This window comes from Aminobacter sp. P9b (assembly GCF_045345995.1).
Classification (GTDB): Bacteria; Pseudomonadota; Alphaproteobacteria; order Rhizobiales; family Rhizobiaceae; genus Aminobacter; species Aminobacter niigataensis.
This window is the reverse complement of sequence record NZ_CP150082.1, coordinates 596,388-619,329: the sequence shown is the minus strand read 5'-3', so window position 1 is coordinate 619,329 and position 22,942 is coordinate 596,388. Positions and strand designations below refer to the sequence as shown.

Below are 22,942 nucleotides of genomic sequence, written 5' to 3'. Positions count from 1 at the left end.
CGCCGATGAAATTGCCGGCACGCCTTGATCGATCGAGCTTCCTTGTTGCCGCCTTGCTGGCGCTCGGTGGCGGTCATCCAGCCATGGCCGAGGATGCTGCGGGCACATGGAAGCTCAATGCGTGGGAGGAGCCGTTCGGTTATTCCCGGCCGGCGACGGCGATCGACTACCAGCCGGTGGCGAAGGCCGCGAAAGCCTGGCGCATCTGCGCCTCCTATCCGCATCTCAAGGATTCCTACTGGGTCAGCGTCAACTACGGCATGGTCGAGCAGGCGCGCTCGGCCGGCGTGAAACTGACCGTCGTCGAAGCTGGCGGGTATCCCAATCTCGACCGCCAGATCGAACAGATCAGGACCTGCAGCGCCACCGCCGACGCCTTGATCGTCGGGACCGTGTCCTATGAAGGGCTGACGCCGACGATCAAGGAGATCGCCCGTCGCATCCCGGTCATCGCCTCGGTCAACGACATCGACGGCGCCGGCATCACGGCCAAGTCGGGCGTTTCGTGGGAGGAGATGGGGCGGTCGATCGGCGCCTATCTCGCTCGCCTTCATCCCGCCGGCACCATGCCGGTCAGGGTGGCGTGGTTTCCCGGGCCCAAGGGGGCCGGCTGGGTCAAGTTCGTCGAGGCCGGTTTCCGCGGCGCGCTGAAGCAGAGTTCGGCCGAAATCGCCGCCGTCAAATGGGGCGACACCGGCGTAGAGATCCAGCTGCTTTTGATCGAGGAACTGCTCGAGACGCAGCCCAATATCGACTACATCGTCGGCAGCGCGCCGACGGCGGACGCCGCAGTCAGCATTCTCAGGGCCCAGGGGCGGGCAAACCAGGTGAGAATCCTGGCAGACTATTTCACCCATGGCACCTTTCGGGAAATCAACCGGGGCAAGGTCGTGGCCGCGCCCACCGACTCGCCGCCGCTGCAGGGCCGCATCGCCATCGACCAGGCGATCCGGGCGATCGAAGGCACGCTGCGCTATCGCCATGTCGGGCCGCCGGTCGAGATTGTCGACCGGACCAACGTGCAGTCGCTCGATCTCGAGCGAAGCCTGGCGCCGGCCTGGTTCAAGCCGACCTTCCAGGTCCAGTGAGGCGGCGTGACCGCTGTCCGGTTACAATTTTTCACATAAGCGCCGCCGATTTTCACGTATCTCGGCGGACTGGTTCACAGCCTGCAGGTAGCCTGACGTTCAGGATCTCACGATTGCTGCGAGGAGAGCGGTGATGGCTACGACAGGTGAAAACTACCCCGCCGTGACCTCCGGCCCGCCGCGGCCGAGTCTCATCCTGCAGCCCGGGCTGCTGTTGCCGGGCATGGAGCGTTACCATGTGCCGGGCTTGGGCGCCGCACTGATCGAGATCGAGGCCGGCGACCGCGTGACGGTGCGCAATCTCGAGGGCGGCCAGGCTTGCGAGCTGGTGGCCTTCGATGCCGCCGGCAAGGCCGATCCCGGCATCCTGGGCACGCGCTCGAACAGCGACGCTGCCGGGCTGAAGGCGCTGCTGGTCGACGGCGACGACAGCCTGCAGGCGTTCCGCGCCGGGCTGGCGCGGCGCAAGCTCGAACTCGGCCGTGTCGAGGCCGTGCGCTTCTTCGATGGTGCGACCGCTGCGGGCACCGAGGAGAGCTTCACCGTCACCCGTCCGGGCACGCTGGTGGTGGCAGCCCCCGGTGCGGCGATGGCGATCGACAGCCACGACACCTCGACGCCGCTTGCGGTGATGATCAAGCGCGCAACGATCAGGCCCGCCGGCAAGTCCGACCTGCCCGATCCGCTCGCCGACCCGCTGCTCGACCTCAGGGTCAAGTCGAAGACGGCCGAGTCCTTCTTCGTCAAGGCCGGCGACTACATCCAGATCATCGACGTCGACGGTCGCCAGTGCACCGACTTCCAGTGCTTTTCGGCGCGCAAGCTCGACAAGGGCCGCGACCTTGCCCTCGACGTCACCGCCACCCGCTCGCTGATGGGCCACGCCTATCCGATGCCCGGCCTGCATGCCAAATATTTCGACCAGGATTTCGAGCCTTTGGTCGAGGTCATCCAGGACACCTGCGGCCGCCACGATGCGTTCGCGCTCGCCTGCTACGCCAAATATTACGACGACATCGGCTATCCCGGCCACATCAACTGCTCGGAGAACTTCAACGGCGCACTGACCCCGCATGGCGTCAATGCCCGCGCCGGCTGGATGGCGGTCAACTTCTTCTTCAACACCGGCATCGACGCCCATGGCGTGATGTTCTCCGACGAACCCTGGTCGCGGCCGGGTGACTATGTGCTGCTGAGAGCCCTGACCGACATCGTCTGCGTCTCCTCGGCCTGCCCCGACGACACCACCCCGGCCAATGGCTGGAACCTCACCGACATCCACGTCCGGACCTATTCCGGCCAGCACAAATTCTCGCGCGCGATCGCCAGACGCACGACCCCGGAGGCCGAACCCAAAATGACCCGTGAGACCGCCTTCCATTCAAGCTTTGCCAAGCACACGCGCAACTTCATCGAATACAAGGGCTTCTGGCTGCCGCAGGAATTCGCCAAGGAAGGCCCGATCGAGGAATACTGGGCCTGCCGCCAGAAGGCGGTGGTGATGGATCTTTCCGCCCTGCGCAAGTTCGAGGTGACGGGCCCGGATGCAGAAGCCCTGATGCAGTACACGCTGACCCGCGACGTCAAGAAGCTCGGCGTCGGCCAGGTCGTCTATACCGCGATGTGCTACGAGCATGGCGGCATGATCGACGACGGCACCTTGCTGCGCCTCGGCAAGGACAATTTCCGCTGGATCTGCGGTGACGACTATTCCGGCGTGTGGCTGCGCGAAGTGGCGGAAAAGCTCGGTCTCAAGGTGCTCATCCGCTCCTCGACCGACCAGATGCACAACATCGCCGTGCAGGGCCCCAACAGCCGCGACATCCTCAAGGAGATCGTCTGGACGCCGCCGCACCAGCCGGCATTGTCGGAGCTCGAATGGTTCCGCTTCACCATCGGCCGCATCGGCGATGCGCAAGGGGTGCCGATCGTGGTCTCGCGCACCGGCTATACCGGCGAGCTCGGCTACGAGGTCTGGTGCCATCCGCGCGACGCCGAAAAGGTCTTCGACGCGGTCTGGGAAGCGGGCCAGCCGCATGGGCTCAAGCCGATGGGCTTTGCCGCGCTCGACATGGTGCGCATCGAGGCCGGGCTGATCTTTGCCAATTACGAGTTCTCCGACCAGACCGACCCGTTCGAGGCCGGCATCGGCTTCACCGTGCCGCTGAAGACCAAGACCGACGACTTCATCGGCCGCGAGGCGCTGATCAGGCGCAAGGACAACCCGATCCACAAGCTGGTCGGCCTCGACATCGACAGTAACGTCGTCGTCGGCCATGGCGACTGCGTCCATATCGGCCGCGCCCAGATCGGCATCGTCACCTCGTCGATGCGCTCACCGGTGCTCAACAAGAACATCGCGCTCGCCCGCGTCGACGCCACCCACGCCAATGTCGGCACCGAGGTCGAGATCGGCAAGCTCGACGGCCACCAGAAGCGCCTGCCGGCCAGGATCGTGCCCTTCGCCCACTACGATCCCAAGAAGGAAAAGCCACGGTCGTAGGCGTAAGCTCCAAAGGCCACGCAAAGCAAAAGCCGCCGATTGCTCGGCGGCTTCGCGGGAGGATGGTCGGCCGATGGCCGACGCGGGGAACATGTTTCAGCTGACCGGCTCGGCAATCCTTGCAGGGACTGGGGCCGGTGCGGGCGCGTCAGTGCCGAGCTTCATGCCCGGCTTCAAGCCGAAGGTGTCGGCGAGGCCCGCGCCGGAGAGCTTCTGGCCGGCTTCGGTACGGACCTTGAAGATCTCCACCACGCCACCCTGCACCGATATGCCGATGCTGCGCTCGCCGATCGAGACGATCTCGCCGGGCTTGCCGGTGACGTCCTCGAACCGGCGCGCCAGGTGCTTGCGCGCCTCAAACAGCCGCACCTTGGTGCCGTTGACCGTCGTCCATGCGCCTGGCGCCGGGTCGCAGCCGCGGATGAGGTTGTGGACGGTGTCGACATGGGCGTGCCAGTTGATCCTGGCTTCGGCATCCTTGCACCAGCCCTCGTAGGAGGCCTGGCTCTCATCCTGCTCGACTTCACTGTGCTTGCCCGCCACGACGAGGTCCGCCGCCTCCAGCATGGCGTCGACTCCGAGCGGGAACAGCCAGTCGAAATAGACGCTGCCGAGCGTGTCGTCGGGACCGATGTCGACGTTCTTCTGCAGGATCACCGGGCCTTCGTCGAGGCCGTCGGTCGGGCGGAAGATGGTGAGCCCGGTCTGGGCGTCGCCCTTGATGACCGGCCAGTTGATCGAGCTCGGGCCGCGATACTTCGGCAGCAGCGAGGGGTGATACTGGATGGTGCCGTGCCTGGGGATGTTGACGAAGGCCTGCGGCGCGAACTGCAGCACATAGGCCATGACGGCGAGATCGACATCGAGCGCACGCAGCGCGTTTTCCGCCGCTTCGCCCTTGAGGCTCGGCAACTGGAAGACCTTGAGGCCGGCCTTTTCGGCCGCCACCCGCAGCGGGTCTGGCCTGGCGCCGGCCTTTTCGGGAGCGCAGAACACGCCGGCGACTTCATCGCCGCGGGCCAGGAACGCCTCCAGCACGCTTTGTCCGAATGCCTGCTGTCCAATGATTGCAATTCGCATGATGCTGTACTCCTCCAGAATCTTGGCAAAGCTTCTCCGGGCCTTGCCGGGGGGCAGGGTTGCCGATGTCGTCAGGGATGGTTGGGGAGCGCCCCGCCTTCAGGCGAGGCGCGGTGTCAGCGGCCGGTGTTGATCCAGACGACCTTGGGTTCGGTGAAATTCTCGACCGCCATGTCGCCATGCTCGCGGCCGAAGCCGGAATCGCGGGCGCCGCCCCATGGCAACCTGATGTCGGTCGGGCCGTAGGTGTTGACCCAGACGGTGCCGGCCTTCAGCCGCCGCGTGAAGCGATGGGCCCGGCCGATGTCGCTGGTCCACACGCCGGCGGCGAGACTGTAGACCGTGCCGTTGGCGATGCGCAGGGCGTCCTCGTCGTCCTTGAACTTGATGACGGTGGCGACAGGCCCGAAGATCTCTTCCTGCGAGATGCGCATCTCGTGCTCGGCGCCGGCAAAGACGGTCGGCTGGACGTAGTAGCCGACGTCTCCATGGCGGCTGCCGCCGGCGACCAGGGTGGCGCCTTCGTTCTTGCCGATCTCGATGTAGTCGAGCACGCGCTTCATCTGCACTTCGGAAACCAGTGGGCCCATGGCGGTCGAGGATTCGCGCGGATCGCCGATGCGGGTGGAATTCGCTCGTGCCGCTAGACGCTCGACAACTTCGTCATAGATGGATTCATGGGCGAGGATGCGCGACCCGGCCGAGCAAACCTGGCCGGTGTTGAAGAAGATGCCAGCACCGGCTGCCTTGACCGCGGCATCGAGGTCGGCGTCGGGGAAGATGATGTTGGCCGACTTGCCGCCGAGTTCCAGCGTCACCCGCTTCAAATTGCCGGCGGCACCGCGCAGGATCTGCCGTCCCACGACCGGCGAGCCGGTGAAGGTGACCTTGTCGATGTCGGGATGGTCGACGATCGCCTGGCCGGCGATCTTGCCGAAGCCCGGCACGACATTGAGGGTGCCGGCGGGGAAACCGGCTTCGAGCGCCAGCTCACCGATGCGGAGCGCCGTCAGCGGGGTGATTTCGGCCGGCTTCAGCACGACGGTGCAGCCGCAGGCCAGTGCGGGCGCGATCTTCCACATGCCGATCATCAGCGGGAAATTCCACGGGATGATGGCGCCGACGACGCCGAGTGGCTCGCGCACGGTGTAGGTCAGCGCGTCCTGGCGCGCCGGAATGACCTGGCCGTTTATCTTGTCGGCCATGCCGGCATAGTAGACCAGCGTGTCGATGACCGCCGGCAGGTCCTGGCGGCGGATGGCCGAAACCGGCTTGCCGCTGTCGAGGCTTTCCAGGTTGACCAGCTCGTCCTCGTTCTGGCGGATCAGCTCGGCCAGCCTGAGCATCAGCAGGCCGCGCTCGCTCGCGCGCATCCGTCCCCAGTCGCCCTCGAAAGCGGCGCGGGCAGAGCGTACGGCAGCATCGACATCGGCCGCGTCGGCCTCGGCGATCCTGGCGATGACGTTGCCTGTCGAGGGGTCGAGCGTGTCGAAGGTGCGGCCGGAGAGCGCGTCGACCCGCTTGCCGTCAATCAGCAGCTTTTGGGTCCAGTCGGAAAAGGCGTATACCACGGGTCTTCCTCCACATATGAACTGCAGTTCCTATATCGCGATGGAAGCTCGGTTCCTCCAGCCACCGCCGCGAGACTGATCTCACCGTAGGAAAGATATTTTCCTGTGGGAATAAGATATTTATTGCCTAACTTTGCGCCCTGAGACATGATCTCGACTGCCGGTTTGCCGATAGAGAAGATATGAATGTTAGTTCATATCTGCTTCGGCCGAGGCGGTTGAGAGGTAGCGATGATCCGTATCGAGATCGATCCCGTCTGGCGCTTCAGGCGCAGCGCGGATTCACAATCCTTGCAGATCATGCTCGGTTTCCTCGCCGAGATACGGGCGAGCGGCAAGATCACCAAGGCCGCCGATCTCGCCGGCGTCTCCTACCGCCACGCCTGGAACCTGATCGAGAAGTGGTCGGCTTTTTTCGACACGCCGCTGGTGGTGCGCAAGCAGGGCAGCGGCACGAATCTCACGCCCTTTGGCGACAAGCTGGTGTGGGCCGGCCAGAGGCTTGAGGCGCGCCTGGGACCATTGCTGCAGAACCTGTCGCAGGAACTGGAGACCGAGATCAACCAGTTGCTGCCGCATGGCCCGCTGATCCTGCGGGTCCACGCCAGCCATGGTTTTGCGGTGCCAAAACTCAGGGAACTGCTCAGCCGCGAGCCAGATATCGGGGTCGATTTCCGCTATGTCAGCAACCAGAATTCGCTGGCCTCGCTGGCGCATGACGGTTGCGACCTGGCCGGCATGCACCTGCCGCAGGGCGAACTGCGCAAGCGCGCCATCGCGGCGAGCAAGGGCTGGCTGACGCCGAGCGCGCATCGCGTCATCGGCTTCGTGACGCGCGAGATGGGGCTGATGGTGGCGCGCGGAAACCCGCTCGGCATCACCTCGCTCGAGCGGCTGCTCGATCCGCAGCTCCGTTTCGTCAACCGCGACCCGGATTCCGGCACGCGGATGCTGCTCGGCCACCTGCTCGCCCAGCACCACATCGACAGCTCCCGCATCAACGGCTACGAGCATGCCGAATTCACCCATGCCGCCGTTGCCGCCTATGTTGCCAGCGGTATGGCCGATGTCGCCTTCGGCGTCGAAGCCGCGGCGAGGCAGTTCGATCTCGACTTCGTCCGGCTGGTGACCGAGGACTACTTCTTCGTCTGCCGCAAGGAGATCCTGGAAGTCGACGCCGTCAAGCGCGTGCTGTCGATCATGCGCGGCGAGGAATTCCACGCCGCGATCTCGCAATTGCCGGGCTACAGCGTCAATGACGCCGGCTCGATCAAGACCGTGCGCGAGGTGTTCCGGACGACGGAGTAGCGGTGCATGCGAGGCGGGCAGCGGCTTGTCCGGACCCGAGGTCGCCATCACTCGTCGACGCCATCCAGCAGACGCCACTCGGCGCCGGCTGGATGGACCAAGCCAAGGCAGTCGCCGCTAGCGCGCGGCGACGCCGACAGCCTATTCTGCGCGAGCGCGAAATATGATGGCAGCGAACATTAGAACGCCGGCGAACACCACGAAGGACGACACGGCAACTACTGGCCCCATTGACGGGTTCCCGGTCAAGAGCAGGTAGAGAGCGGGCGTCATCACGATCACTCCGCCCGTGTAAACATAGTACTGCGCTTTCGCTAAACGGGTCCCGGCGCCACGCGGGTTAAGCGCGTGAAATGTCCCGAAAATGGACATTGTCACCCAACCCAGCAGGTTTGTATGCGCGTGCGCGCCAGTCGCAGCGAAGTTTTGAGTAATCGACATATGCAGACCGACCAGAATTCCGGCCACCAGGAAGCAGATGGCGGTAATGAAGTACATTCTGGAAATATTTGGCATTTTCCCCTCAAGATTTCATGGTTTTCAAAAGTCGACAACGGGACAAATATTTGCGCGCTCCGATCACCAGCAGAGCGTTCGCTTGGCTGCCGCAGTTGCTCTCGCACGGTCAGGTTTGCGCTGTCACTTCCTTGAACATCACATTGGGACGTCCGGTCATGAAGATGAGACGAGCAGTCATATCCTCATGCCGTTGCCGGCAAAGTGACCGGCGAGGCACCTGCTAGCCGATGTTGCGCCGCCTGGCGTCGGGACCCTTCCAGCCGCCGAGCATGTCGAATGCCTCCAGCCCGTCCGCCGGTTGGTCTTGCTGCGAAGGTGAGCCGGTCAACGTGACATATGCCCATGCCTTGCCAAGTGCCCGGCCCCAATATGAAGGTTGCTGGTGAGCGGGTTGCTCCACCGGTGATTCACCGATCTGCTGCATGTGAACGGCTTCGTCTGGCATGCTCGTGCCCTCCCTGGCGCTCGCTCCCTTGCTCGATCTTGCGCATGTCTCGCCGGCCACCACGGGCCGGCAAGCAGGCTTATGAGCAATACCGAGGATATCTGTCTGTTATGCCGATCACCCTGTCACTGCCTCGAGCGAGGCGAGCGAGCACATTGGGACGTCCGGTCATCAAGTTGAGACGCGCAGTCATGCGTTTGGCGCGCGGCTTGTTGCCGGCTCGATCAGGCGCCGCCAAACCAGGGTGCAAGAGGCTGGCGCAACGCAAGAAGCATACATTGCGCGCGCCAGCCACCGGCAGAGCATTCGGTGAACTGCCAGTGCTGGCTTTGCCATCGTCAGATTGCGCTGTCACTGCCCCGGACGAGGCAGCCGCGCACATTGGGACGTGCAGTCATCAAGATGAGACGCTCGGTCAAGGCGCCCGATCAATCCCTCATGATAGGAACGTTATTACTCCCCATGTGCGAATCTTGAGGTTTGTTGTGAAAAATCCTGCCAGAATTACTACGATTTACGCCATTTTTATCCTGGGGCTGGCCTCGGCACAGGCCGCAGACGTGATCAGCGAGCCAGTTCCGGGGCCGGTTGCTGAACGCTTCGCCTACGACTGGAGCGGTCTCTACATCGGCGTCCATGGCGGCATCGGCGGTGGCGAATTCGATAATTCCTACCTCATTGAAACCGAGGTTGGCCCGATTGGCTACAACGTCAGCGACAGGGCGTTCGGTGGTTTCGGTGGTGTTCAGGCCGGCTACAACCACCAACTCGCGCCCAATTGGGTCGCGGGCGTCGAGGTGGATTTCTCCTTGTCAGGGATCAAGGCCGAACACAGCGAGTCGTCGAGCGAAGGCTTCAGCTCTCGCTACGCGATCCAGATCGACTGGTTCGGCACGCTGCGTGGCCGTCTCGGCTACGCCCAGGACAATGTCCTGTTCTACGGCACGGGCGGCGCCGCCTATGGCAGGATTTCGTATTCCGACAGCGATAGCGACGGGTTCAACGAGGCGCTTGCCGACACCAATCTGGGTTGGACCGCCGGCGCCGGCGTCGAATATGGCATCACCAACGACATCACGCTGAAGACAGAATATCTCTACGTCGATCTCGGCAGCCTGAAGGCGACGAATCTTATCTACACTGGAGATCGGATCGAAATGGATACCGCATTCCACACGCTCAAGACCGGCCTGAACTACAAGTTCTGATCAGGGAGCGTGAGACGCAAAGGGCGGCTTTCGGGCCGCCCTTTCCGTTTGGTGCGCGGCCTGCAAAATCGTCGGCCTGCGGCACAGGTCACCCTGTCTCTTCCAACTCTCCGCCTCGAGCAGACGCAAGCCAGGCTTCGACGATCGCGCCGCCGTTGCCGCCGCCCTGTTTCAGCAAGGTCTCATACTTTGCCATCCGCAATGAGTCCCTGGCGAGCGTGCGGACGGAACTCGGACTGATTCGATAGCGCTTCTGGAAGGCCCGGCTGAAATGCGCCTCGCTGCGAAACCCGTGGTTGCGGGCAATGGCGGCTATCTTGTGATCCGGGGTTGACCGCAGGATGCCCTGCAAACTCCCCCTTAGCCGTTCGGCGAGCATCCAGCGCTGTACGCCGCCATGCGGCTCGAACAAACGGAACAGTTTCGATCGCGAAATGTTCAGGAAGGCAGCCAACTCATCCGGACCGAAGTCGGGATCGGACAGCCTTAGTCGCGCGGTCGACGATGCGCGCTGGAAAAGGAATCGCTTGTCGCGCCTTTCGCGCGTTGCCGGGGCTGCAAACGCAGCAGCGGCAAAATGCAGGATGCCATCAACGATCACCTGGCTCTGGTGGATGCTGAGACCTTCGATATGCTCCACGAGTGCCTTGATCTGGATCCCCAGCATGGCGCCGGCGTGGTCGTTCGCCGTCAGCACGAGGCCGTGAGCGTTGTTCTGGAACTCGGCCGGCACGCTGGCCTTGTCGAAGGTCAGCGCGATCGCTTCAAAGCCTGAAGTTTCACTCTCATAGGGCAACGAATAGTCGACGACGACGATGTCGCCGGGCTCGTGCTCCTGGATCAACCCGTCGTAGTTGCCGGTGACCTGTCCTTCCAGGACCATGAACAGCACCATATGCGGGGTCGGTCGATCGTCGATGACCTGTTGCGTCCGCGACATCGACAACGCCGAACCGCCATTCACGTGCAGGAACGCTCCCGGAAGTTGCCAGCTGTAGCCATGGAAATCGAAAAGCGCCGGGTCGGATTCTTCAGGGATGGAACAGTCGACCAAGAGAGAAAGCGCATTCTTCCAGGCGGCGAAACATTCTGCGCCAGGCGGGAATGGCCATTCGTCGCGCTGTGGCGTCGCCATACCAAATGTGCTGTCGCCCTTGCCCATCCGCAACCGGTGTCTCTACTTCTTGTGGCCGGTACAGCACCGATCGACCGGTATGAGGTGAGGTAATGTCGAAGTAGTCAATAGCCTTGGGACGCTCGGTCAAGCAGTTGAGACGTACAGTCATGGTGACAAGCCGACAGCCTGCCGAACCGGCGCACCGAATCCAGGTTCGGCTCGTCGCTTCGATGAAACGGCGAACGAGCCCGGATCTCGTTGCGCGGAGCGTGCGGACCGATTGTGCTGCTGATTTAGTGGAATTGATCCGCTGGTGGAGCTGAGGAGGATCGAACTCCTGACCTCGTCATTGCGAACGACGCGCTCTCCCAGCTGAGCTACAGCCCCGTCCAGCGGAAGGTCGCATTTATTGGCTGCGCGCGGCTTCTGTCAAGCGGCACGTGACGCAGGGGCGACATGGCCGGCGCCACCAACCGTGGTGGCAATCGCAAGGCTTTGCTCCCGTTGCCTGACCATGTCCTTTCCAGCGCCGGCATTCATCCTTCGCCGGGAGGACCTTTGCTCCGTGGTCTTGCTCAGGCCTGATCCTCCGCGGCTCATTCGCTCGACCTCGGCGCCTCGATCGATGCGGCCAGACGACCGGGGCTTGCCGCAAAAGCGTGCAATGGCTAAATGTCGGCAACACATTGGAGAACGGCATGCTCGCCCTCATTCAGACGATCGTTCTGGCCCTCGACCTTTACTGGTGGATCATCATCGCCTCGGCGATTTTCTCCTGGCTCTATGCCTTCAACGTCGTCAACTCGCGCAACCAGTTCGTCGGCACCATCGGCAACATGCTGTTCCGCCTGACCGAGCCGGCGCTGAAGCCGATCCGCCGCTTCATGCCCGATCTTGGCGGCATCGACATTTCGCCGATCATCCTTTTGCTGCTTTTGTTCTTTGTGCGTCAGTTCATCCTGACCACCGTGCTGCCGCTCGTCATCTGAGCGGCCTGCGGTGTCCGGCTTCTTCAGGGAATGCCGTGACGGTGTCGAGTTGTTCGTGCGGTTGACGCCGCGTGCCGCAAAGGATGCGGTCGAAGGTATCGAGACGATCGCCGACGGGCGCAGCCATCTTTCGGCGCGCGTACGCGCCGTGCCCGAAAAGGGCGAGGCCAATGCAGCGCTGGAAAAGCTGTTGGCTGCGTCGCTCGACATGCCCAAGAAATCGATCGCGGTGATTGCCGGTGGTACCTCTCGGTTGAAGACGGTGCGGGTTGCCGCTACGCTGGGCGACCTCGAACCCAGGCTCGCCCGGCTGGCGGGACGAAAAGACTGAGATCTCTGGATCGAAGGGCTGCCGCGCGGCATACTCGCGGCCAGCGGCGTGACGCCGCCGGCGGGGCCGATGTGGCCATCGCCCATCCCCGGGGAGGCTGAGATGCGCAGGCTGGTTCTCGCAATCGCGCTGGTGGTGCCGTGGCACATGGCGGCGGCGGAAGAAATCTCGAGCGCCTATACCGAGATCGGGGCCGAGCAGGATTGCGTCACCTACGAGAAGTCCGGCACCGACGATGGCGATTTCGCCAATTTCGCCTGTCCCGGATATCGCGGATATCCGGTGCTGATGTTCACCGGCGATCTCAGGGTGTCGATGTTCTACGGCTTCCCGCCCGCCAAGCTCGACGGCGTGCCGTGGCAGAGCTTCGGCACCTTCAACTCGACCGGCGGCAAGATCGAATGGCGCATCTCAAGTCATGACGGACTGTCGGTGCCGTTCGCGACCATTCACCGCTGGTACGTGCAGGACGAAGCCAGCGAGGCCAAGCAGATCGAAGTGCTGGTGGTGGCGAAGGTCGGCCAGCCGGGCAAGGCGGATGGCTGCGCGGTCGGGCTGGTGCTGGCGACAGGAAAGCCCAACGCCAACGACCTGGCACGCAAGATCGCCGACGAGCAGGCCCGCGATTTTGCCTGCGGGGCCGATGAGCGCGTGCTTATCGGCGAGCCCATTCCCGAATTCATCTCGGTCGACAAGACGGCGAATTAAGGCGCGGACGGCTGGACCGCCCGCGCCCGGGATTTGATCGGCTCCGGCTAGGAGCGAAAGGCCTCAGGCCTTCTGCTTGGCGCGCTCGATCGCCTCGACGATCATCTTCTTGGCGTAGGCGGCGTCGTGCCAGCCCTCGATCTTGACCCACTTGCCGGGCTCGAGATCCTTGTAGTGCGCGAAGAAGTGCTCGATCTGCTTGAGCGTGATCTCGGGCAGGTCGGTGTATTCGAACACGTCCTCGTAGCGGCGGGTCAGCTTGGGCGAGGGCACGGCGATGACCTTCTCGTCCTGGCCGGCATTGTCTTCCATCACCAGCACGCCGATCGGGCGCACATTGATGACGCAGCCGGGGATGAGCTGGCGGGTGTTGCAGACCAGCACGTCGATCGGATCGCCGTCGCCGGAAAGCGTATGCGGCACGAAGCCGTAGTTACCCGGATAGTGCATCGGGGTGTAGAGGAAACGGTCGACCACCAGCGTGCCGGCTTCCTTGTCCATCTCATACTTGATCGGCTGCCCGCCAACGGGCACCTCGACGATCACGTTGACGTCTTCGGGTGGATTCTTGCCGATCGCGATTGCATCGATGCGCATGAGGGAAGCTCCAGATTAAAGGTGCCTCCCGATAAACGCGTTGGGCCGCGTGTGCAATGCAATATTGATTCGACCAAAGGCCAGTGGCGGGCCTAACAAGCGTGCCGCGCCGGGGTCACTCCCAGACGAACGCGACTTTCTTCAGCGCTTTCTGGTCGAAGACTTCGACGCCCTCGGCGATGTCGCGGCCTCCGGCACCGGCATAGAAGGACAAGGCGTTCTCGTTTTCCTCGAGTGCCCAGACCACCATGCCCTTGAGGCCGTGGTCGGCGAGGCGCTGGCGGGCAGCAGCAAACAGGCGGCTGCCGAGGCCGATGCCCTGGCATTCGGGGCGCAGGTAGAGTTCGTAGATCTCGCCCTGCTGCTTGAGTTCGCGGGCGCGGTTGCGGCCGAGCGTGGCATAGCCGGCAATCTTGCCGCCGATTTCGATGACCAAAACGGTGGCGGCGCGACGGATCGCGTTGGCCCACCATTCGCCGCCACGGCGGTTGATCATGGCGGTCAGGGCGCGGTGCGGGATGATACCGGAGTAGGCGCCGCGCCAAGCTTCGTGATGCACTTCGGCGATGGCATCCGCGTCGCGGGGCTCGGCCTTCCTGATGTCGATTGTCAGCGTGTTCATAGTTTCTTAACCATAAACCGCGTTTCGGCCGTTGCAAAGAGTCCGCCGACGCGCTGGCCGGCCTTTCACAGGATTGGGAACGAGATCGGCGCCCAGTGTGTCCGAATGGACTCAGCAGTCGGCGCCTGACGCCGGCCGTTTCAGATTTCGACGAGGTGGTCGTCGAGTTCGTTGACGTCGGTTGTCGACACGGGGAAATGCCGGGACAGCAGGCCGCCGACAGTGGCGATGGCCGCAACGAAACCGTCGGCGAGGCGGTTGTCGCGGGCTTGGGTGGTGAGATCGCGGACGATGCCGTCCCAGGTGTCCTGCGGCACCCTGGCGTTGATGCCGGCGTCGGCGACGACTTCGGCATAGCGCTCGGCCAGCGAAACGAAGATCAGGACGCCGGTGCGCTCACTGGTCAGATGAACGTTGCGGGCGAGAAACTGCCTGAGCGCATTGGCATGGGCCGCGCGCCAGAGCAGCCGGCGCGGTACCAGCCAGAGGCGCAAGCCGGGCAACCACCACAGCAATGCGCAGGCGGCGGCGACCGCCAGCAACTGGACGACGACGAAGTGCGGCAGCCGGACCGCGATCCACCAGTATTCGAGCGCGAAAGCCGCCGCGAGGCTGACGAGCAGGATGCCCAAAGTGACTGCGAAGGCCGCGGCGAAGAAATAGCCGTCGCTGCGGCGGGCGACGACGCAATAGATCTCGCCCGACGTTTCGGCTTCGGCAGCACGGATAGCCGCTGCGATGCGTTCGTGGTCGCCGGAATTGAGGGTCGCTTCAGCCATTTCGTCCTACCAGCTTCCCGAAGAGCCGCCGCCGCCGGAGGAGCCACCGCCACCGGAAAAGCCGCCGCCGCCCGACGACCATCCGCCGCCACCGCCGCCCGAAGACCAGCCACCTCCGCCCGACGTCCAGCCACCGCGGGACGAGGAGCCGGAGCGCTGGTTGTAGTTGAAGGTCATGCCCAGCCATTCGTAGCGGCCAGGACCCAGCTTGCGGCCATAGATGCGCGGCAGGATGGCCATGGCCATGCCGCCAAAGAACAAAGCTGCCCACAGTGCGATGAAGACGAAAAAGATGATGTCGTCTTCGCTCATGCCGGAGATGCCGGTCTGCTCGTTGCGCCTGGCGCGGGCCTCGAGTTCGGCACCTTCGCCCTCGACCACCATGACGATGTCGTCGACGGCGCTGGAGATGCCGCCGGAGAAATCGCCGCCGCGAAAGGCCGGCACCATGGTGTTTTCGATGATCAGCTTGGTGTGCAGGTCGGTCAGCACGCCTTCCAGGCCATAGCCGACCTCGATGCGCATGCGCCGGTCGTTGGGCGCGACGAGCAGCAGCACGCCGTTGTCCTCGCCGGCCTGGCCGAGCTTCCAGGCGCGGAACAGGCGGTTGGCGTAGGGCTCGATTTCCTCGCCGTCGAGGCTGGGGATGGTGGCGACGACGATCTGGTCGGAAGATTTCTGCTCGAAAGCCTGGAGCTTCTGGACCAGTTCGGCTTCGGTGGCGGCATCGATGATGCCGGCATCGTCGACGACGCGACCGGTGAGGGCGGGCAACTCGGCGGCGACGGCGGCGAAGGGTAGCGACAGAATCAACAGCCATGCGCTGATGATCATCAGGCAGTGCTTGAGCACCCCCCTCTGGCCTGCCGGCCATCTCCCCCTCAAGGGGGGAGATTGGCAGTGTCGGCCGTCATGCTGGTCCTTCAACTGTTGTGATTGGCCGAGGCGGTGCGGTAGGCTGATCTCCCCCCTTGAGGGGGAGATGGCCGGCAGGCCAGAGGGGGGTGTCCAGACGCCCGCTTCCATAGTTATGTCAGCCAATTCGCTGCGAAGTCAGCTCTTGCCCGCTCACCCGCCCTGCTTGGTGCCGAAGTTGACCTTGGGCGCCTCGAGCTTGTCTTCGGCGACGGTGAAGTTCTGGAACGGCTCGTTGCGGAACCAGAAGGTGTTCCAAAGCATCGCAGGGAAGGTCTTGAGCGAGGTGTTGTAGACGCGAACGGTCTCGATGTAGTCGCGGCGGGCAACGGCGATGCGGTTTTCGGTGCCTTCGAGCTGCGCCTGCAAGGCGAGGAAGCTCTGGTTGGCCTTGAGGTCGGGGTAGTTCTCGACGACGGCGAGCAGGCGCGACAGCGCGCTGGTCAGGCCGGCCTGGTTTTCCTGGAAGGCCTTGAAGGCATTGGGGTCGGTCAGCGTCTCGGGTGTGACGGTGACCTGGGTGGCCTTGGCGCGGGCCTCGACGACGCCTTCGAGCACGTCCTTTTCATGCGAGGCGTAACCTTTCACGGTTTCGACGAGATTTGGGATGAGGTCGGCGCGGCGCTGGTACTGGTTCAGCACCTCGCTCCATGCGGCCTTGGCCTGCTCTTCCTGGGTCGGGATGGTGTTGTAGCCGCAGGCCGACAGGAACGGCACGACAAGCATCAAAACGAGAAACGCCGGGAGAAGGCGGAAAGCGGGAAGTGCCGGCGAAGCTTGCATCTGCATTGGAATGTCCCCTCGACAAAGCGACTGATAGCACAGCATTATCACAAACATGCGCGGAGAAAACCGTTCGCGCCATGGCGATGATGCCGGGAGAGTTTTGACGATGGCTTCGCCGAGAGACAGCGACGGCGAAAAGGAATCCCGCCGCATCCTCGACCGCATCGCGCGCGAGAGCGATCCCGGCGGCGCCTCCTTCGTGGCGCGCAAGGCCGACGAGATGCGCAATCATCTCGCTGCCGCAGATGTCGACAAGGCCGACCCGATCGAGCATCTGGGAACGCGTATCGGCCGCATCCTCGGCTTCGTGCTGACGGTTGGCCTGGTGCTGTGGCTGATCAACTATCTCGTTCGAGGCGGATGACTTCATGACAATTCAAGCCGAGACAGCCGCGCCACGCGCGGTGATCGTCGTGTCGAGCCATGTCGCGCGCGGCTCGGTGGGCAACCGTGCAGCGGTGTTCGCGCTGGAAACGCTGGGGCACCCGGTCTGGGCGGTGCCGACCGTCATGCTGCCATGGCATCCCGGCCATGGCCGGGCGACGCGCATCGTGCCGCCGACCGAACAGTTTTCCGCCTTCATGGCCGATCTCGAGCGGGCGCCGTGGCTGGGCGAGGTGACGGCGGTGCTTTCCGGCTATCTCGGCGAAGCCGGCCAGGTAGAGGCGGTGGCCTCGCTGGTCGAGACGGTGAAAGCGAGGAACCCGAAGGCGCTTTATGTCTGCGATCCCGTCATCGGCGATTCCGGCGGGCTCTACGTCGCAGAGGCGCTGGCGTCCGGCATTCGCGACCGGCTGCTGCCCCTGGCCGATATTGCCACGCCCAACCGCTATGAGCTGGAATGGCTGACTGATAGCAAGCTCGACGACATGCGGGCGACGATGGCGGCAGCGCTGGCGGCACCGCCTCCGACCATGCTGGTGACTTCGGCCCCGGCGATGATGGCTGGCGGCACCGGCAACCTGCTGGTCACGCAGACACAGGCGCTACTGGCCGAACATCGCACCGTTGAGCGGCCGCCGAACGGGCTCGGCGACCTGAGTGCAGCCGTGTTCCTGGCGCGGCTGCTGGCCGGGCAGCCGGCAGCCAAGGCTCTGCAGTCGACCACGGCCTCGGTCTATGAGATTCTTGCCCGCACGTCGAAGCGCGGCGGTGACGAACTGCAGCTCGAAACCGATGCGCAGAGCCTGTCGCATCCGATGGCGATGGTCGAATTGCGCACGCTGATCCACCCCTCCAGGAGCCGCAAGGCGTGACGATTGCCGGCGTCGACGGCTGCAAGGCCGGCTGGATCGCGGTGATCCGCAACGACGCCGGGACGTACGCTCAAGTCTTCGGTAGCTTCGCAGAATTGCTGGCGGCGATGCCCGATGACACCGTGGTGGCGGTCGACATGCCGATCGGGCTTCCCGATTTCACGACCAAGGGCGGGCGTGGGCCGGAGGCACTGGTGCGGCCGTTGCTCGGCCAACGGCAGTCGAGCGTGTTTTCGATCCCGTCGCGGGCAGCGGTCCATGCCGAGGCGGCAGCCTTCACCGATATCGAGGCCTGGTATGCCGCCCATCGCCGGTCGAGCGACGTGGCGATGCGCACGTCGGTGCCGCGGCGCGGCGTGTCGATCCAGGCGTTCGGCATCTTTTCCAAGATCCGCGAGATCGATGCATTGATGATCGCCCGGCCGGAACTGCGCGGGCGGGTGATCGAATCGCATCCTGAGGTGGCGTTCTGGCGACTGAACGGAGGACAGGCGATGAGCCTGCCGAAGAAGATCAAGGGCAGCGTCAATCCCGCCGGCATGGCAGAGCGCAAGACGTTGCTGGCACGCTGCGGTCATGAGCGCAGTTTTCTCGATCAGGCGCTGCCGCGCGGGGCGGCGACAGACGATTTCCTCGACGCCTGCGCGATGATGCTGATTGCCGAGCGGCACCGGCGCGGAGAAACGGTGAGTTTTCCGTCGCCGCCCGGGCGGGATAGCCATGGCATTCCTGTCGCGATCTGGGTTTAATGCCGTCATCCGACACGGAGGCGTGCGATGAGACCCATTCGTGCGATGGCGGTGGCCCTGGCGTTGCTGGTGACTGTCAGTGGGGTTGCACAGGAGAGCATCGTCGACCGCTGGTATGCGGCGCTGCTCAAGGCTGACGGGGCGGCCCTTTCGGAGCTGCTGGCCGAGAATGCCACGATCCGGCTCGACGACATCGGCGTGACCCAGAGCAAGCAGGAATTTCTGGCCTCCATGGACGAGTGGCAATCGGCCGTGAAGGGCGCCACGATCCGCCACAAGATCGAAGCGGAGATGGGCGACACGGTGGCCGTGCGCACCTGCTACGACTTCCCCAACAACGACATGACGATGCGGGAGACCTTCACCACCAAGGACGGCGTCATCGTCGCCAACACGCAGATGACCATCGGCGAGAATTGTGACGGGTTCTGAGCCTATTTCAGGCGGGTCATCAGCGCCGGCTCGGGCAGTCGGCGCCAGGTCAGCCATGACAGGATGGCAGTGAGGCCCATCAGCGGAATGACGGTGGCCAGCGCGTTGACCGGATCGCCCATCCAGGCTGCGGCAGCGCCGCCGACCATGCCCGCGCCCATCTGGAAAAAGCCCATCATCGCCGAGGCGGCGCCGGCATTGCTGGGGAACGGAGCAAGGGCTGCCGTCATCATGGCCGGCATGACCATGGCAATGCCGAAGGCGTAGATGCCGACCGGAACCATGACGCGCAGGAAAGTGGGTTCGGAGGTCCTGAGCACGATGGCCATGGCAATCGAGCCGACGGCGACGAAGAACAGGCCAACCGGCACCATGCGTGCCGCCCCGTAGCGCGGCATCAGCCTGCGCATGATCAGGGCACCAGCCATGAAGTTTGCCGTCTGCATCAGCATGCCGACGCCGAACTGGGTGGCGGTCAGGCCGACACGGTCCATCAGGATGAAGGCAAGCACCGTCGCTTGCGTATAGATCGCACCGGAGGTTCCGGCGATGACCAGGCTGCACAGGACGAAGTAGGGGCTGCGCAGCAGCGAGCCGTAGGAACTCGCGAGTGCTGCCGGGCGGATGCGGCCGAGATCGCGCGTCACCGTTTCGCGCAGGGCGAAGATGGCGACCAGCATGACGACGATGCCGAGCAGCACCATGACGATGAAGATGGCGTGCCAGCCGAAGAATTCCATGGTCAGGCCGCCCAGTGTCGGGGCGATTGCGGGGCCGAGCGCCAGCAATATGCCGATCATGTTCATGATGCGGGCAGAGCGCTCGCTGGTGAAGACGTCGCGGACCACCGCGCGCGCCACCGAAACGCCGACTGCGGCACCAACGCCTTGGAGGAAGCGTGCGGCGACCAGTGTCTCGATGTTGGGCGCGACCAGTGCAAGCACCGATGCGGCGAGATAGATCGCCATGAAGACGAGGGTGATCGGACGGCGGCCGAAACCGTCGGAAAGCGGGCCACAGACGAGCTGGGCGAAGGCGAAGCCGCCGAAATAGAGCGACAGGGTCATCTTGACCGCCGCCTCGGTGGTGCCGAAGGCCTGGACGATCTCGGGCATGGCCGGGGTGAAGAGCGCAAGCGAGATCGGGCCGATGGCGACCATCAGGCCGCCGATCAGGGAAACCCGGCGTTCGCTCATGATCGGAGCGGGGGCAGCTTCCAGCTGTTCGGCAGCAGCGGCAACGTCGGGACGCATGTTCATGCCGCCGTGCTTTCGGTCGACTGGGCTTCGGAGCGGGAGGTCAGCAGATTGGCGCGGGCAGCCCTGAGGGCAACGAGAAGGCGCTGCCAGTCGTCGGGATCGATACCCTGCGCCGCGTCGCTGCGGATGCCGGCGGCGATGGGTTCGATCTGCGCGACAACGGCCGCGCCCGCGTCGGTCAGCGTCACGAGCTTGGCGCGGCGATCGGCCGGGTCGGGCTGGCGCGCGACATAGCCCTTGCCTTCGAGCCGGTCGACAAGACCGCTCAGCGTCATCGCCTCGATGCCGAGGCGCTCGGCGAGAGCGGTCTGGCGGATCGGGCCGGCACGGCGGACGTTGAACAGCACGCGGCCTTCGCCGGTGGTCAGGCCAAGGCCCGCTTCTCCGGTACGGCGGTCCATCTCGGCGCGGATGATGCGCGACAGGTCGTTGACGATGAAGCCGAACGTGTCTGTTTCGCTGCTGGCGGGCATATTAATAAGTAATCCTTATTATATGGCTTGCTTAGTTTACCATGGGCGACGAGTCAATGCGGTTGCGCAGCTTCCGGTCCGGCCCTACATCGAAGCTGTCCGCACCGAATGCCAATCGAGAAAGCCATTCCATGTCCGTCAGTCCAAAAATCGATCTCGCGCGTCATCCGCTGACCCATTGGGCCGGGCCGCTTGGCCTGCCGGATTTCACCAGGATCGAGGACGGCGATTTCGGGCCTGTGTTCGACGCGGCACTCGCGGCGCATGCCGCAGAGGTCGACGCGATCGCGGCCAACGCCGAACCGGCAACGGTTGCCAACACGCTCGAGGCGCTGGAGTTGGCAGGCGTCGCGCTCGACCGTGTCTCGTCGATCTTCTGGTGCCGGGCCGGTGCCCATACCAACGATGCGATCCAGGCGATGGAGCGCGAGATCTCGCCGAAGATGGCCCGCCACTTCTCGGCCATCTCGATGAACGAGAAGCTGTTCGCCCGCATTGACGATCTCTACGCCCGCCGGGCGGCGCTCGGTCTCGATGCCGAGACGCTGCGGGTGCTGGAAAAGACCTGGAAGGGTTTTGTCCGCTCCGGCGCCAAGCTCGACCCCGAGGGCAAGAAGCGGCTGGCCGCCATCCAGGAGGAACTGGCGTCGCTCGGCGCCAAGTTCGGCCAGAACGTGCTTGCCGACGAAAAGGAATGGGTGCTGTTCCTCGACGAGGAGGATCTTGCCGGCTTGCCCGAATTCGTGCGCGGCGCGATGGCCCAGGCTGCCGAGACGCGCGGCCAGAAGGGCAAATATGCCGTCACCCTGTCGCGCTCGATCTATGAGCCCTTCACCACCTTCTCCGAGCGGCGCGACCTGCGTGAAAAGGCCTTCAAGGCGTTTGCCGGCCGTGGCGAAACCGGCGGTGCGACCGACAATGCCGGCGTGGTGCGCGATACGCTTCGCCTTCGCGCGGAAAAGTCGAAGCTGCTGGGTTACGACAGCTATGCCGCGCTCAAGCTCGACGACACCATGGCCAAGACGCCGAAAGCGGTGATGGAGCTGCTCGAGCCCGTCTGGAACAAGGCGCGCGAAAAGGCTGCCGCCGACGAGGCCGAACTGCAGAGGCTGGCGGCAGCGGCTGGCAGCAACGACAAGCTCGCCGCCTGGGACTGGCGCTTCTACCAGGAGAAGCTGCGGGCGGAGAAATATGCCTTCGACGAGGCCGAACTGAAGCCCTATCTCCAACTCGAAAAGATCATCGACGCCTGCTTCGACGTGGCGACGCGGCTGTTCGGCGTCACCTTCAAGGAAAAGCCGGGCATTGCCGCCTGGCACCCGGATGCCCGGGTTTTCGAGGTGTTCAACGCCGACGGCAGCAAGCGTGGCCTGTTTCTGGCCGACTATTTCGCGCGGCAGTCGAAGCGTTCCGGCGCCTGGATGAGTTCGTTGCAATCGGGCCACAGGCTGGGCAAGGGCTCGACGCCCGTCATCTACAACATCATGAACTTCGCAAAGCCGGCGGCAGGCGAGCCGGCGCTGCTGTCGCTCGACGAGGCCAAGACGCTGTTCCACGAGTTCGGCCACGCGCTGCACGGCATGCTCACCGACGTCACCTGGCCGTCGGTGTCGGGCACCTCGGTCAGCCGCGACTTCGTCGAGCTGCCGTCGCAGCTCTACGAACACTGGCTGACAGTTCCGGCGGTGCTCGAAAAGCACGCGCTGCACTACAAGACCGGCAAGGCGATGCCGAAGGAACTGCTCGACAAGATGCTGGCGGCCAAGACGTTCGGCGCCGGTTTCGCCACCGTCGAGTTCACCTCGTCGGCGCTGGTCGACATGGCTTATCACGCGCGTCCCGATGCGCCGGCGGAGCCCGCGGCCTTCGAGGCGGAGACGCTGGAAAAGCTCGGCATGCCCGAGGCCATCGTCATGCGCCACCGCACGCCGCACTTCCTGCATGTGTTCTCGGGCGAGGGCTATTCGGCCGGTTATTACTCCTACATGTGGTCGGAAGTGCTCGATGCCGATGCTTTCGCCGCATTCGAGGAGACTGGTGACGCATTCAATCCGGCGATGGCCGAAAAGCTGCGCAAGCACATCTATTCGGCCGGCGGCTCGGCCGACCCGGAAGAACTCTACAAGGCCTTCCGCGGCAAGATGCCGTCGCCCGAAGCGATGATGGAAAAGCGCGGCCTGACCTGAATCTCCTGAGCTAACGCGGAT

General features: G+C 64.1%; 24 protein-coding genes and 1 tRNA gene. 12 read left to right on the top strand and 13 right to left on the bottom strand.

The window, feature by feature from the left end; genetic code table 11:
- Positions 1–5: 5 nt before the first annotated feature.
- Both torT and WHT83_RS03100 read left to right on the top strand, forming a co-directional pair.
- A complete protein-coding gene (torT, locus tag WHT83_RS03105; protein ID WP_108609655.1) occupies positions 6–1,088 on the top strand; it encodes a TMAO reductase system periplasmic protein TorT in 1,083 nt (360 codons plus the stop codon).
- A 133-nt stretch (positions 1,089–1,221) separates the two neighbouring features.
- A complete protein-coding gene (locus WHT83_RS03100; RefSeq protein WP_406872936.1) occupies positions 1,222–3,591 on the top strand; it encodes a DUF1989 domain-containing protein in 2,370 nt (789 codons plus the stop codon).
- A gap of 96 nt (positions 3,592–3,687) precedes the next feature.
- Here the strand turns inward: WHT83_RS03100 and WHT83_RS03095 are convergent, their stop codons facing one another.
- Both WHT83_RS03095 and WHT83_RS03090 read right to left on the bottom strand, forming a co-directional pair.
- Complete coding sequence (locus WHT83_RS03095) at positions 3,688–4,671, bottom strand: methionyl-tRNA formyltransferase (RefSeq protein ID WP_406872935.1); 984 nt, start codon at positions 4,669–4,671, stop codon at positions 3,688–3,690.
- Between the two features lie 116 nt (positions 4,672–4,787).
- The gene (locus WHT83_RS03090; protein WP_406872934.1) at positions 4,788–6,242 is read right to left on the bottom strand and encodes an aldehyde dehydrogenase family protein; all 1,455 of its coding nucleotides are present in this window, start codon (positions 6,240–6,242) and stop codon (positions 4,788–4,790) included.
- Positions 6,243–6,473: 231 nt separating this feature from the next.
- Between WHT83_RS03090 and WHT83_RS03085 the strand changes: the two genes are divergently transcribed.
- Positions 6,474–7,550, top strand: a complete 1,077-nt coding sequence (locus tag WHT83_RS03085) for a substrate-binding domain-containing protein (RefSeq protein WP_108606350.1) — start codon at positions 6,474–6,476, stop codon at positions 7,548–7,550.
- Positions 7,551–7,691: 141 nt separating this feature from the next.
- Here the strand turns inward: WHT83_RS03085 and WHT83_RS03080 are convergent, their stop codons facing one another.
- Together WHT83_RS03080 and WHT83_RS03075 are read right to left on the bottom strand one after the other, a co-directional pair.
- Positions 7,692–8,066, bottom strand: a complete 375-nt coding sequence (locus WHT83_RS03080) for a hypothetical protein (RefSeq protein WP_108606351.1) — start codon at positions 8,064–8,066, stop codon at positions 7,692–7,694.
- Between the two features lie 223 nt (positions 8,067–8,289).
- Positions 8,290–8,514, bottom strand: a complete 225-nt coding sequence (locus WHT83_RS03075; RefSeq protein ID WP_108679418.1) for a hypothetical protein — start codon at positions 8,512–8,514, stop codon at positions 8,290–8,292.
- Positions 8,515–8,705: 191 nt separating this feature from the next.
- Here WHT83_RS03075 and WHT83_RS03070 point away from each other — a divergent pair, with 191 nt between their 5' ends.
- Positions 8,706–9,722 carry an outer membrane protein gene (locus tag WHT83_RS03070; protein WP_406872933.1) on the top strand — a complete coding sequence of 339 codons (1,017 nt, stop codon included), beginning with the start codon at positions 8,706–8,708 and terminating at the stop codon, positions 9,720–9,722.
- A gap of 88 nt (positions 9,723–9,810) precedes the next feature.
- Here the strand turns inward: WHT83_RS03070 and WHT83_RS03065 are convergent, their stop codons facing one another.
- Both WHT83_RS03065 and WHT83_RS03060 read right to left on the bottom strand, forming a co-directional pair.
- Entirely contained in the window at positions 9,811–10,884 is a 1,074-nt protein-coding gene (locus tag WHT83_RS03065; RefSeq protein ID WP_245439644.1) for an AraC family transcriptional regulator, read from the bottom strand.
- A gap of 266 nt (positions 10,885–11,150) precedes the next feature.
- Positions 11,151–11,226: transfer RNA gene (locus tag WHT83_RS03060), tRNA-Ala, on the bottom strand.
- A gap of 311 nt (positions 11,227–11,537) precedes the next feature.
- Here WHT83_RS03060 and WHT83_RS03055 point away from each other — a divergent pair.
- The 3 genes from WHT83_RS03055 to WHT83_RS03045 all read left to right on the top strand — a co-directional run bounded on the left by WHT83_RS03055 (position 11,538) and on the right by WHT83_RS03045 (position 12,867).
- Positions 11,538–11,828: a YggT family protein gene (locus WHT83_RS03055; RefSeq protein ID WP_055975475.1), complete on the top strand. Its 291-nt coding sequence runs from the start codon at positions 11,538–11,540 to the stop codon at positions 11,826–11,828.
- 10 nt (positions 11,829–11,838) lie between these two features.
- Positions 11,839–12,159, top strand: coding sequence for a DUF167 family protein (locus WHT83_RS03050; RefSeq protein WP_406872932.1), 321 nt, complete (start codon positions 11,839–11,841; stop codon positions 12,157–12,159).
- Positions 12,160–12,261: 102 nt separating this feature from the next.
- Positions 12,262–12,867 (top strand): hypothetical protein, encoded by a 606-nt coding sequence (locus WHT83_RS03045; RefSeq protein ID WP_406872931.1) that lies wholly within the window; start codon positions 12,262–12,264, stop codon positions 12,865–12,867.
- 63 nt (positions 12,868–12,930) lie between these two features.
- Here WHT83_RS03045 and ppa read toward each other — a convergent pair whose 3' ends face one another.
- From ppa to WHT83_RS03020, 5 genes are all read right to left on the bottom strand, one after another.
- Positions 12,931–13,464 (bottom strand): inorganic diphosphatase, encoded by a 534-nt coding sequence (gene ppa, locus WHT83_RS03040; protein ID WP_108606355.1) that lies wholly within the window; start codon positions 13,462–13,464, stop codon positions 12,931–12,933.
- A gap of 115 nt (positions 13,465–13,579) precedes the next feature.
- On the bottom strand, positions 13,580–14,086 hold the full coding sequence (locus WHT83_RS03035; protein ID WP_055975030.1) for a GNAT family N-acetyltransferase: 507 nt from the start codon (positions 14,084–14,086) through the stop codon (positions 13,580–13,582).
- Between the two features lie 140 nt (positions 14,087–14,226).
- Positions 14,227–14,865, bottom strand: coding sequence for a TPM domain-containing protein (locus tag WHT83_RS03030; protein ID WP_406872930.1), 639 nt, complete (start codon positions 14,863–14,865; stop codon positions 14,227–14,229).
- Positions 14,866–14,871: 6 nt separating this feature from the next.
- A complete protein-coding gene (locus WHT83_RS03025; protein ID WP_406872929.1) occupies positions 14,872–15,699 on the bottom strand; it encodes a TPM domain-containing protein in 828 nt (275 codons plus the stop codon).
- A 234-nt stretch (positions 15,700–15,933) separates the two neighbouring features.
- Positions 15,934–16,569: a LemA family protein gene (locus WHT83_RS03020; RefSeq protein WP_183262831.1), complete on the bottom strand. Its 636-nt coding sequence runs from the start codon at positions 16,567–16,569 to the stop codon at positions 15,934–15,936.
- A 103-nt stretch (positions 16,570–16,672) separates the two neighbouring features.
- Here WHT83_RS03020 and WHT83_RS03015 point away from each other — a divergent pair, with 103 nt between their 5' ends.
- Genes WHT83_RS03015 through WHT83_RS03000 form a run of 4 tightly spaced genes read left to right on the top strand, consistent with a single transcriptional unit; the run spans position 16,673 to position 19,003 of the window.
- Positions 16,673–16,930, top strand: coding sequence for a hypothetical protein (locus WHT83_RS03015; protein WP_055975022.1), 258 nt, complete (start codon positions 16,673–16,675; stop codon positions 16,928–16,930).
- A 4-nt stretch (positions 16,931–16,934) separates the two neighbouring features.
- Complete coding sequence (gene pdxY / locus WHT83_RS03010; RefSeq protein ID WP_406872928.1) at positions 16,935–17,822, top strand: pyridoxal kinase PdxY; 888 nt, start codon at positions 16,935–16,937, stop codon at positions 17,820–17,822.
- A complete protein-coding gene (locus WHT83_RS03005) occupies positions 17,819–18,571 on the top strand; it encodes a DUF429 domain-containing protein (RefSeq protein WP_108606358.1) in 753 nt (250 codons plus the stop codon). Before pdxY ends, WHT83_RS03005 begins: the two co-directional genes overlap by 4 nt.
- 27 nt (positions 18,572–18,598) lie before the next feature.
- Positions 18,599–19,003 carry a nuclear transport factor 2 family protein gene (locus tag WHT83_RS03000; RefSeq protein WP_406872927.1) on the top strand — a complete coding sequence of 135 codons (405 nt, stop codon included), beginning with the start codon at positions 18,599–18,601 and terminating at the stop codon, positions 19,001–19,003.
- A gap of 2 nt (positions 19,004–19,005) precedes the next feature.
- Here the strand turns inward: WHT83_RS03000 and WHT83_RS02995 are convergent, their stop codons facing one another.
- Both WHT83_RS02995 and WHT83_RS02990 read right to left on the bottom strand, forming a co-directional pair.
- Positions 19,006–20,262 (bottom strand): multidrug effflux MFS transporter, encoded by a 1,257-nt coding sequence (locus tag WHT83_RS02995; RefSeq protein WP_406872926.1) that lies wholly within the window; start codon positions 20,260–20,262, stop codon positions 19,006–19,008.
- A complete protein-coding gene (locus WHT83_RS02990) occupies positions 20,259–20,735 on the bottom strand; it encodes a MarR family winged helix-turn-helix transcriptional regulator (RefSeq protein ID WP_108606361.1) in 477 nt (158 codons plus the stop codon). Before WHT83_RS02990 ends, WHT83_RS02995 begins: the two co-directional genes overlap by 4 nt.
- Before the next feature lie 131 nt (positions 20,736–20,866).
- Between WHT83_RS02990 and WHT83_RS02985 the strand changes: the two genes are divergently transcribed.
- A complete protein-coding gene (locus WHT83_RS02985; protein ID WP_406872925.1) occupies positions 20,867–22,921 on the top strand; it encodes a M3 family metallopeptidase in 2,055 nt (684 codons plus the stop codon).
- Positions 22,922–22,942: the final 21 nt, after the last annotated feature.

Coding starts and splice junctions, on each gene's coding strand:
- torT (WP_108609655.1), top strand. CDS start 6: ATGAAATTGCCGGCACGCCTTGATCGATCGAGCTTCCTTGTTGCCGCC.
- WHT83_RS03100 (WP_406872936.1), top strand. CDS start 1,222: ATGGCTACGACAGGTGAAAACTACCCCGCCGTGACCTCCGGCCCGCCG.
- WHT83_RS03095 (WP_406872935.1), bottom strand. CDS start 4,671: ATGCGAATTGCAATCATTGGACAGCAGGCATTCGGACAAAGCGTGCTG.
- WHT83_RS03085 (WP_108606350.1), top strand. CDS start 6,474: ATGATCCGTATCGAGATCGATCCCGTCTGGCGCTTCAGGCGCAGCGCG.
- WHT83_RS03080 (WP_108606351.1), bottom strand. CDS start 8,066: ATGCCAAATATTTCCAGAATGTACTTCATTACCGCCATCTGCTTCCTG.
- WHT83_RS03075 (WP_108679418.1), bottom strand. CDS start 8,514: ATGCCAGACGAAGCCGTTCACATGCAGCAGATCGGTGAATCACCGGTG.
- WHT83_RS03070 (WP_406872933.1), top strand. CDS start 8,706: ATGCGTTTGGCGCGCGGCTTGTTGCCGGCTCGATCAGGCGCCGCCAAA.
- WHT83_RS03065 (WP_245439644.1), bottom strand. CDS start 10,884: ATGGGCAAGGGCGACAGCACATTTGGTATGGCGACGCCACAGCGCGAC.
- WHT83_RS03055 (WP_055975475.1), top strand. CDS start 11,538: ATGCTCGCCCTCATTCAGACGATCGTTCTGGCCCTCGACCTTTACTGG.
- WHT83_RS03045 (WP_406872931.1), top strand. CDS start 12,262: ATGCGCAGGCTGGTTCTCGCAATCGCGCTGGTGGTGCCGTGGCACATG.
- ppa (WP_108606355.1), bottom strand. CDS start 13,464: ATGCGCATCGATGCAATCGCGATCGGCAAGAATCCACCCGAAGACGTC.
- WHT83_RS03035 (WP_055975030.1), bottom strand. CDS start 14,086: ATGAACACGCTGACAATCGACATCAGGAAGGCCGAGCCCCGCGACGCG.
- WHT83_RS03030 (WP_406872930.1), bottom strand. CDS start 14,865: ATGGCTGAAGCGACCCTCAATTCCGGCGACCACGAACGCATCGCAGCG.
- WHT83_RS03025 (WP_406872929.1), bottom strand. CDS start 15,699: ATGATCATCAGCGCATGGCTGTTGATTCTGTCGCTACCCTTCGCCGCC.
- WHT83_RS03020 (WP_183262831.1), bottom strand. CDS start 16,569: ATGCAGATGCAAGCTTCGCCGGCACTTCCCGCTTTCCGCCTTCTCCCG.
- WHT83_RS03015 (WP_055975022.1), top strand. CDS start 16,673: ATGGCTTCGCCGAGAGACAGCGACGGCGAAAAGGAATCCCGCCGCATC.
- pdxY (WP_406872928.1), top strand. CDS start 16,935: ATGACAATTCAAGCCGAGACAGCCGCGCCACGCGCGGTGATCGTCGTG.
- WHT83_RS03000 (WP_406872927.1), top strand. CDS start 18,599: ATGAGACCCATTCGTGCGATGGCGGTGGCCCTGGCGTTGCTGGTGACT.
- WHT83_RS02995 (WP_406872926.1), bottom strand. CDS start 20,262: ATGAACATGCGTCCCGACGTTGCCGCTGCTGCCGAACAGCTGGAAGCT.
- WHT83_RS02990 (WP_108606361.1), bottom strand. CDS start 20,735: ATGCCCGCCAGCAGCGAAACAGACACGTTCGGCTTCATCGTCAACGAC.
- WHT83_RS02985 (WP_406872925.1), top strand. CDS start 20,867: ATGTCCGTCAGTCCAAAAATCGATCTCGCGCGTCATCCGCTGACCCAT.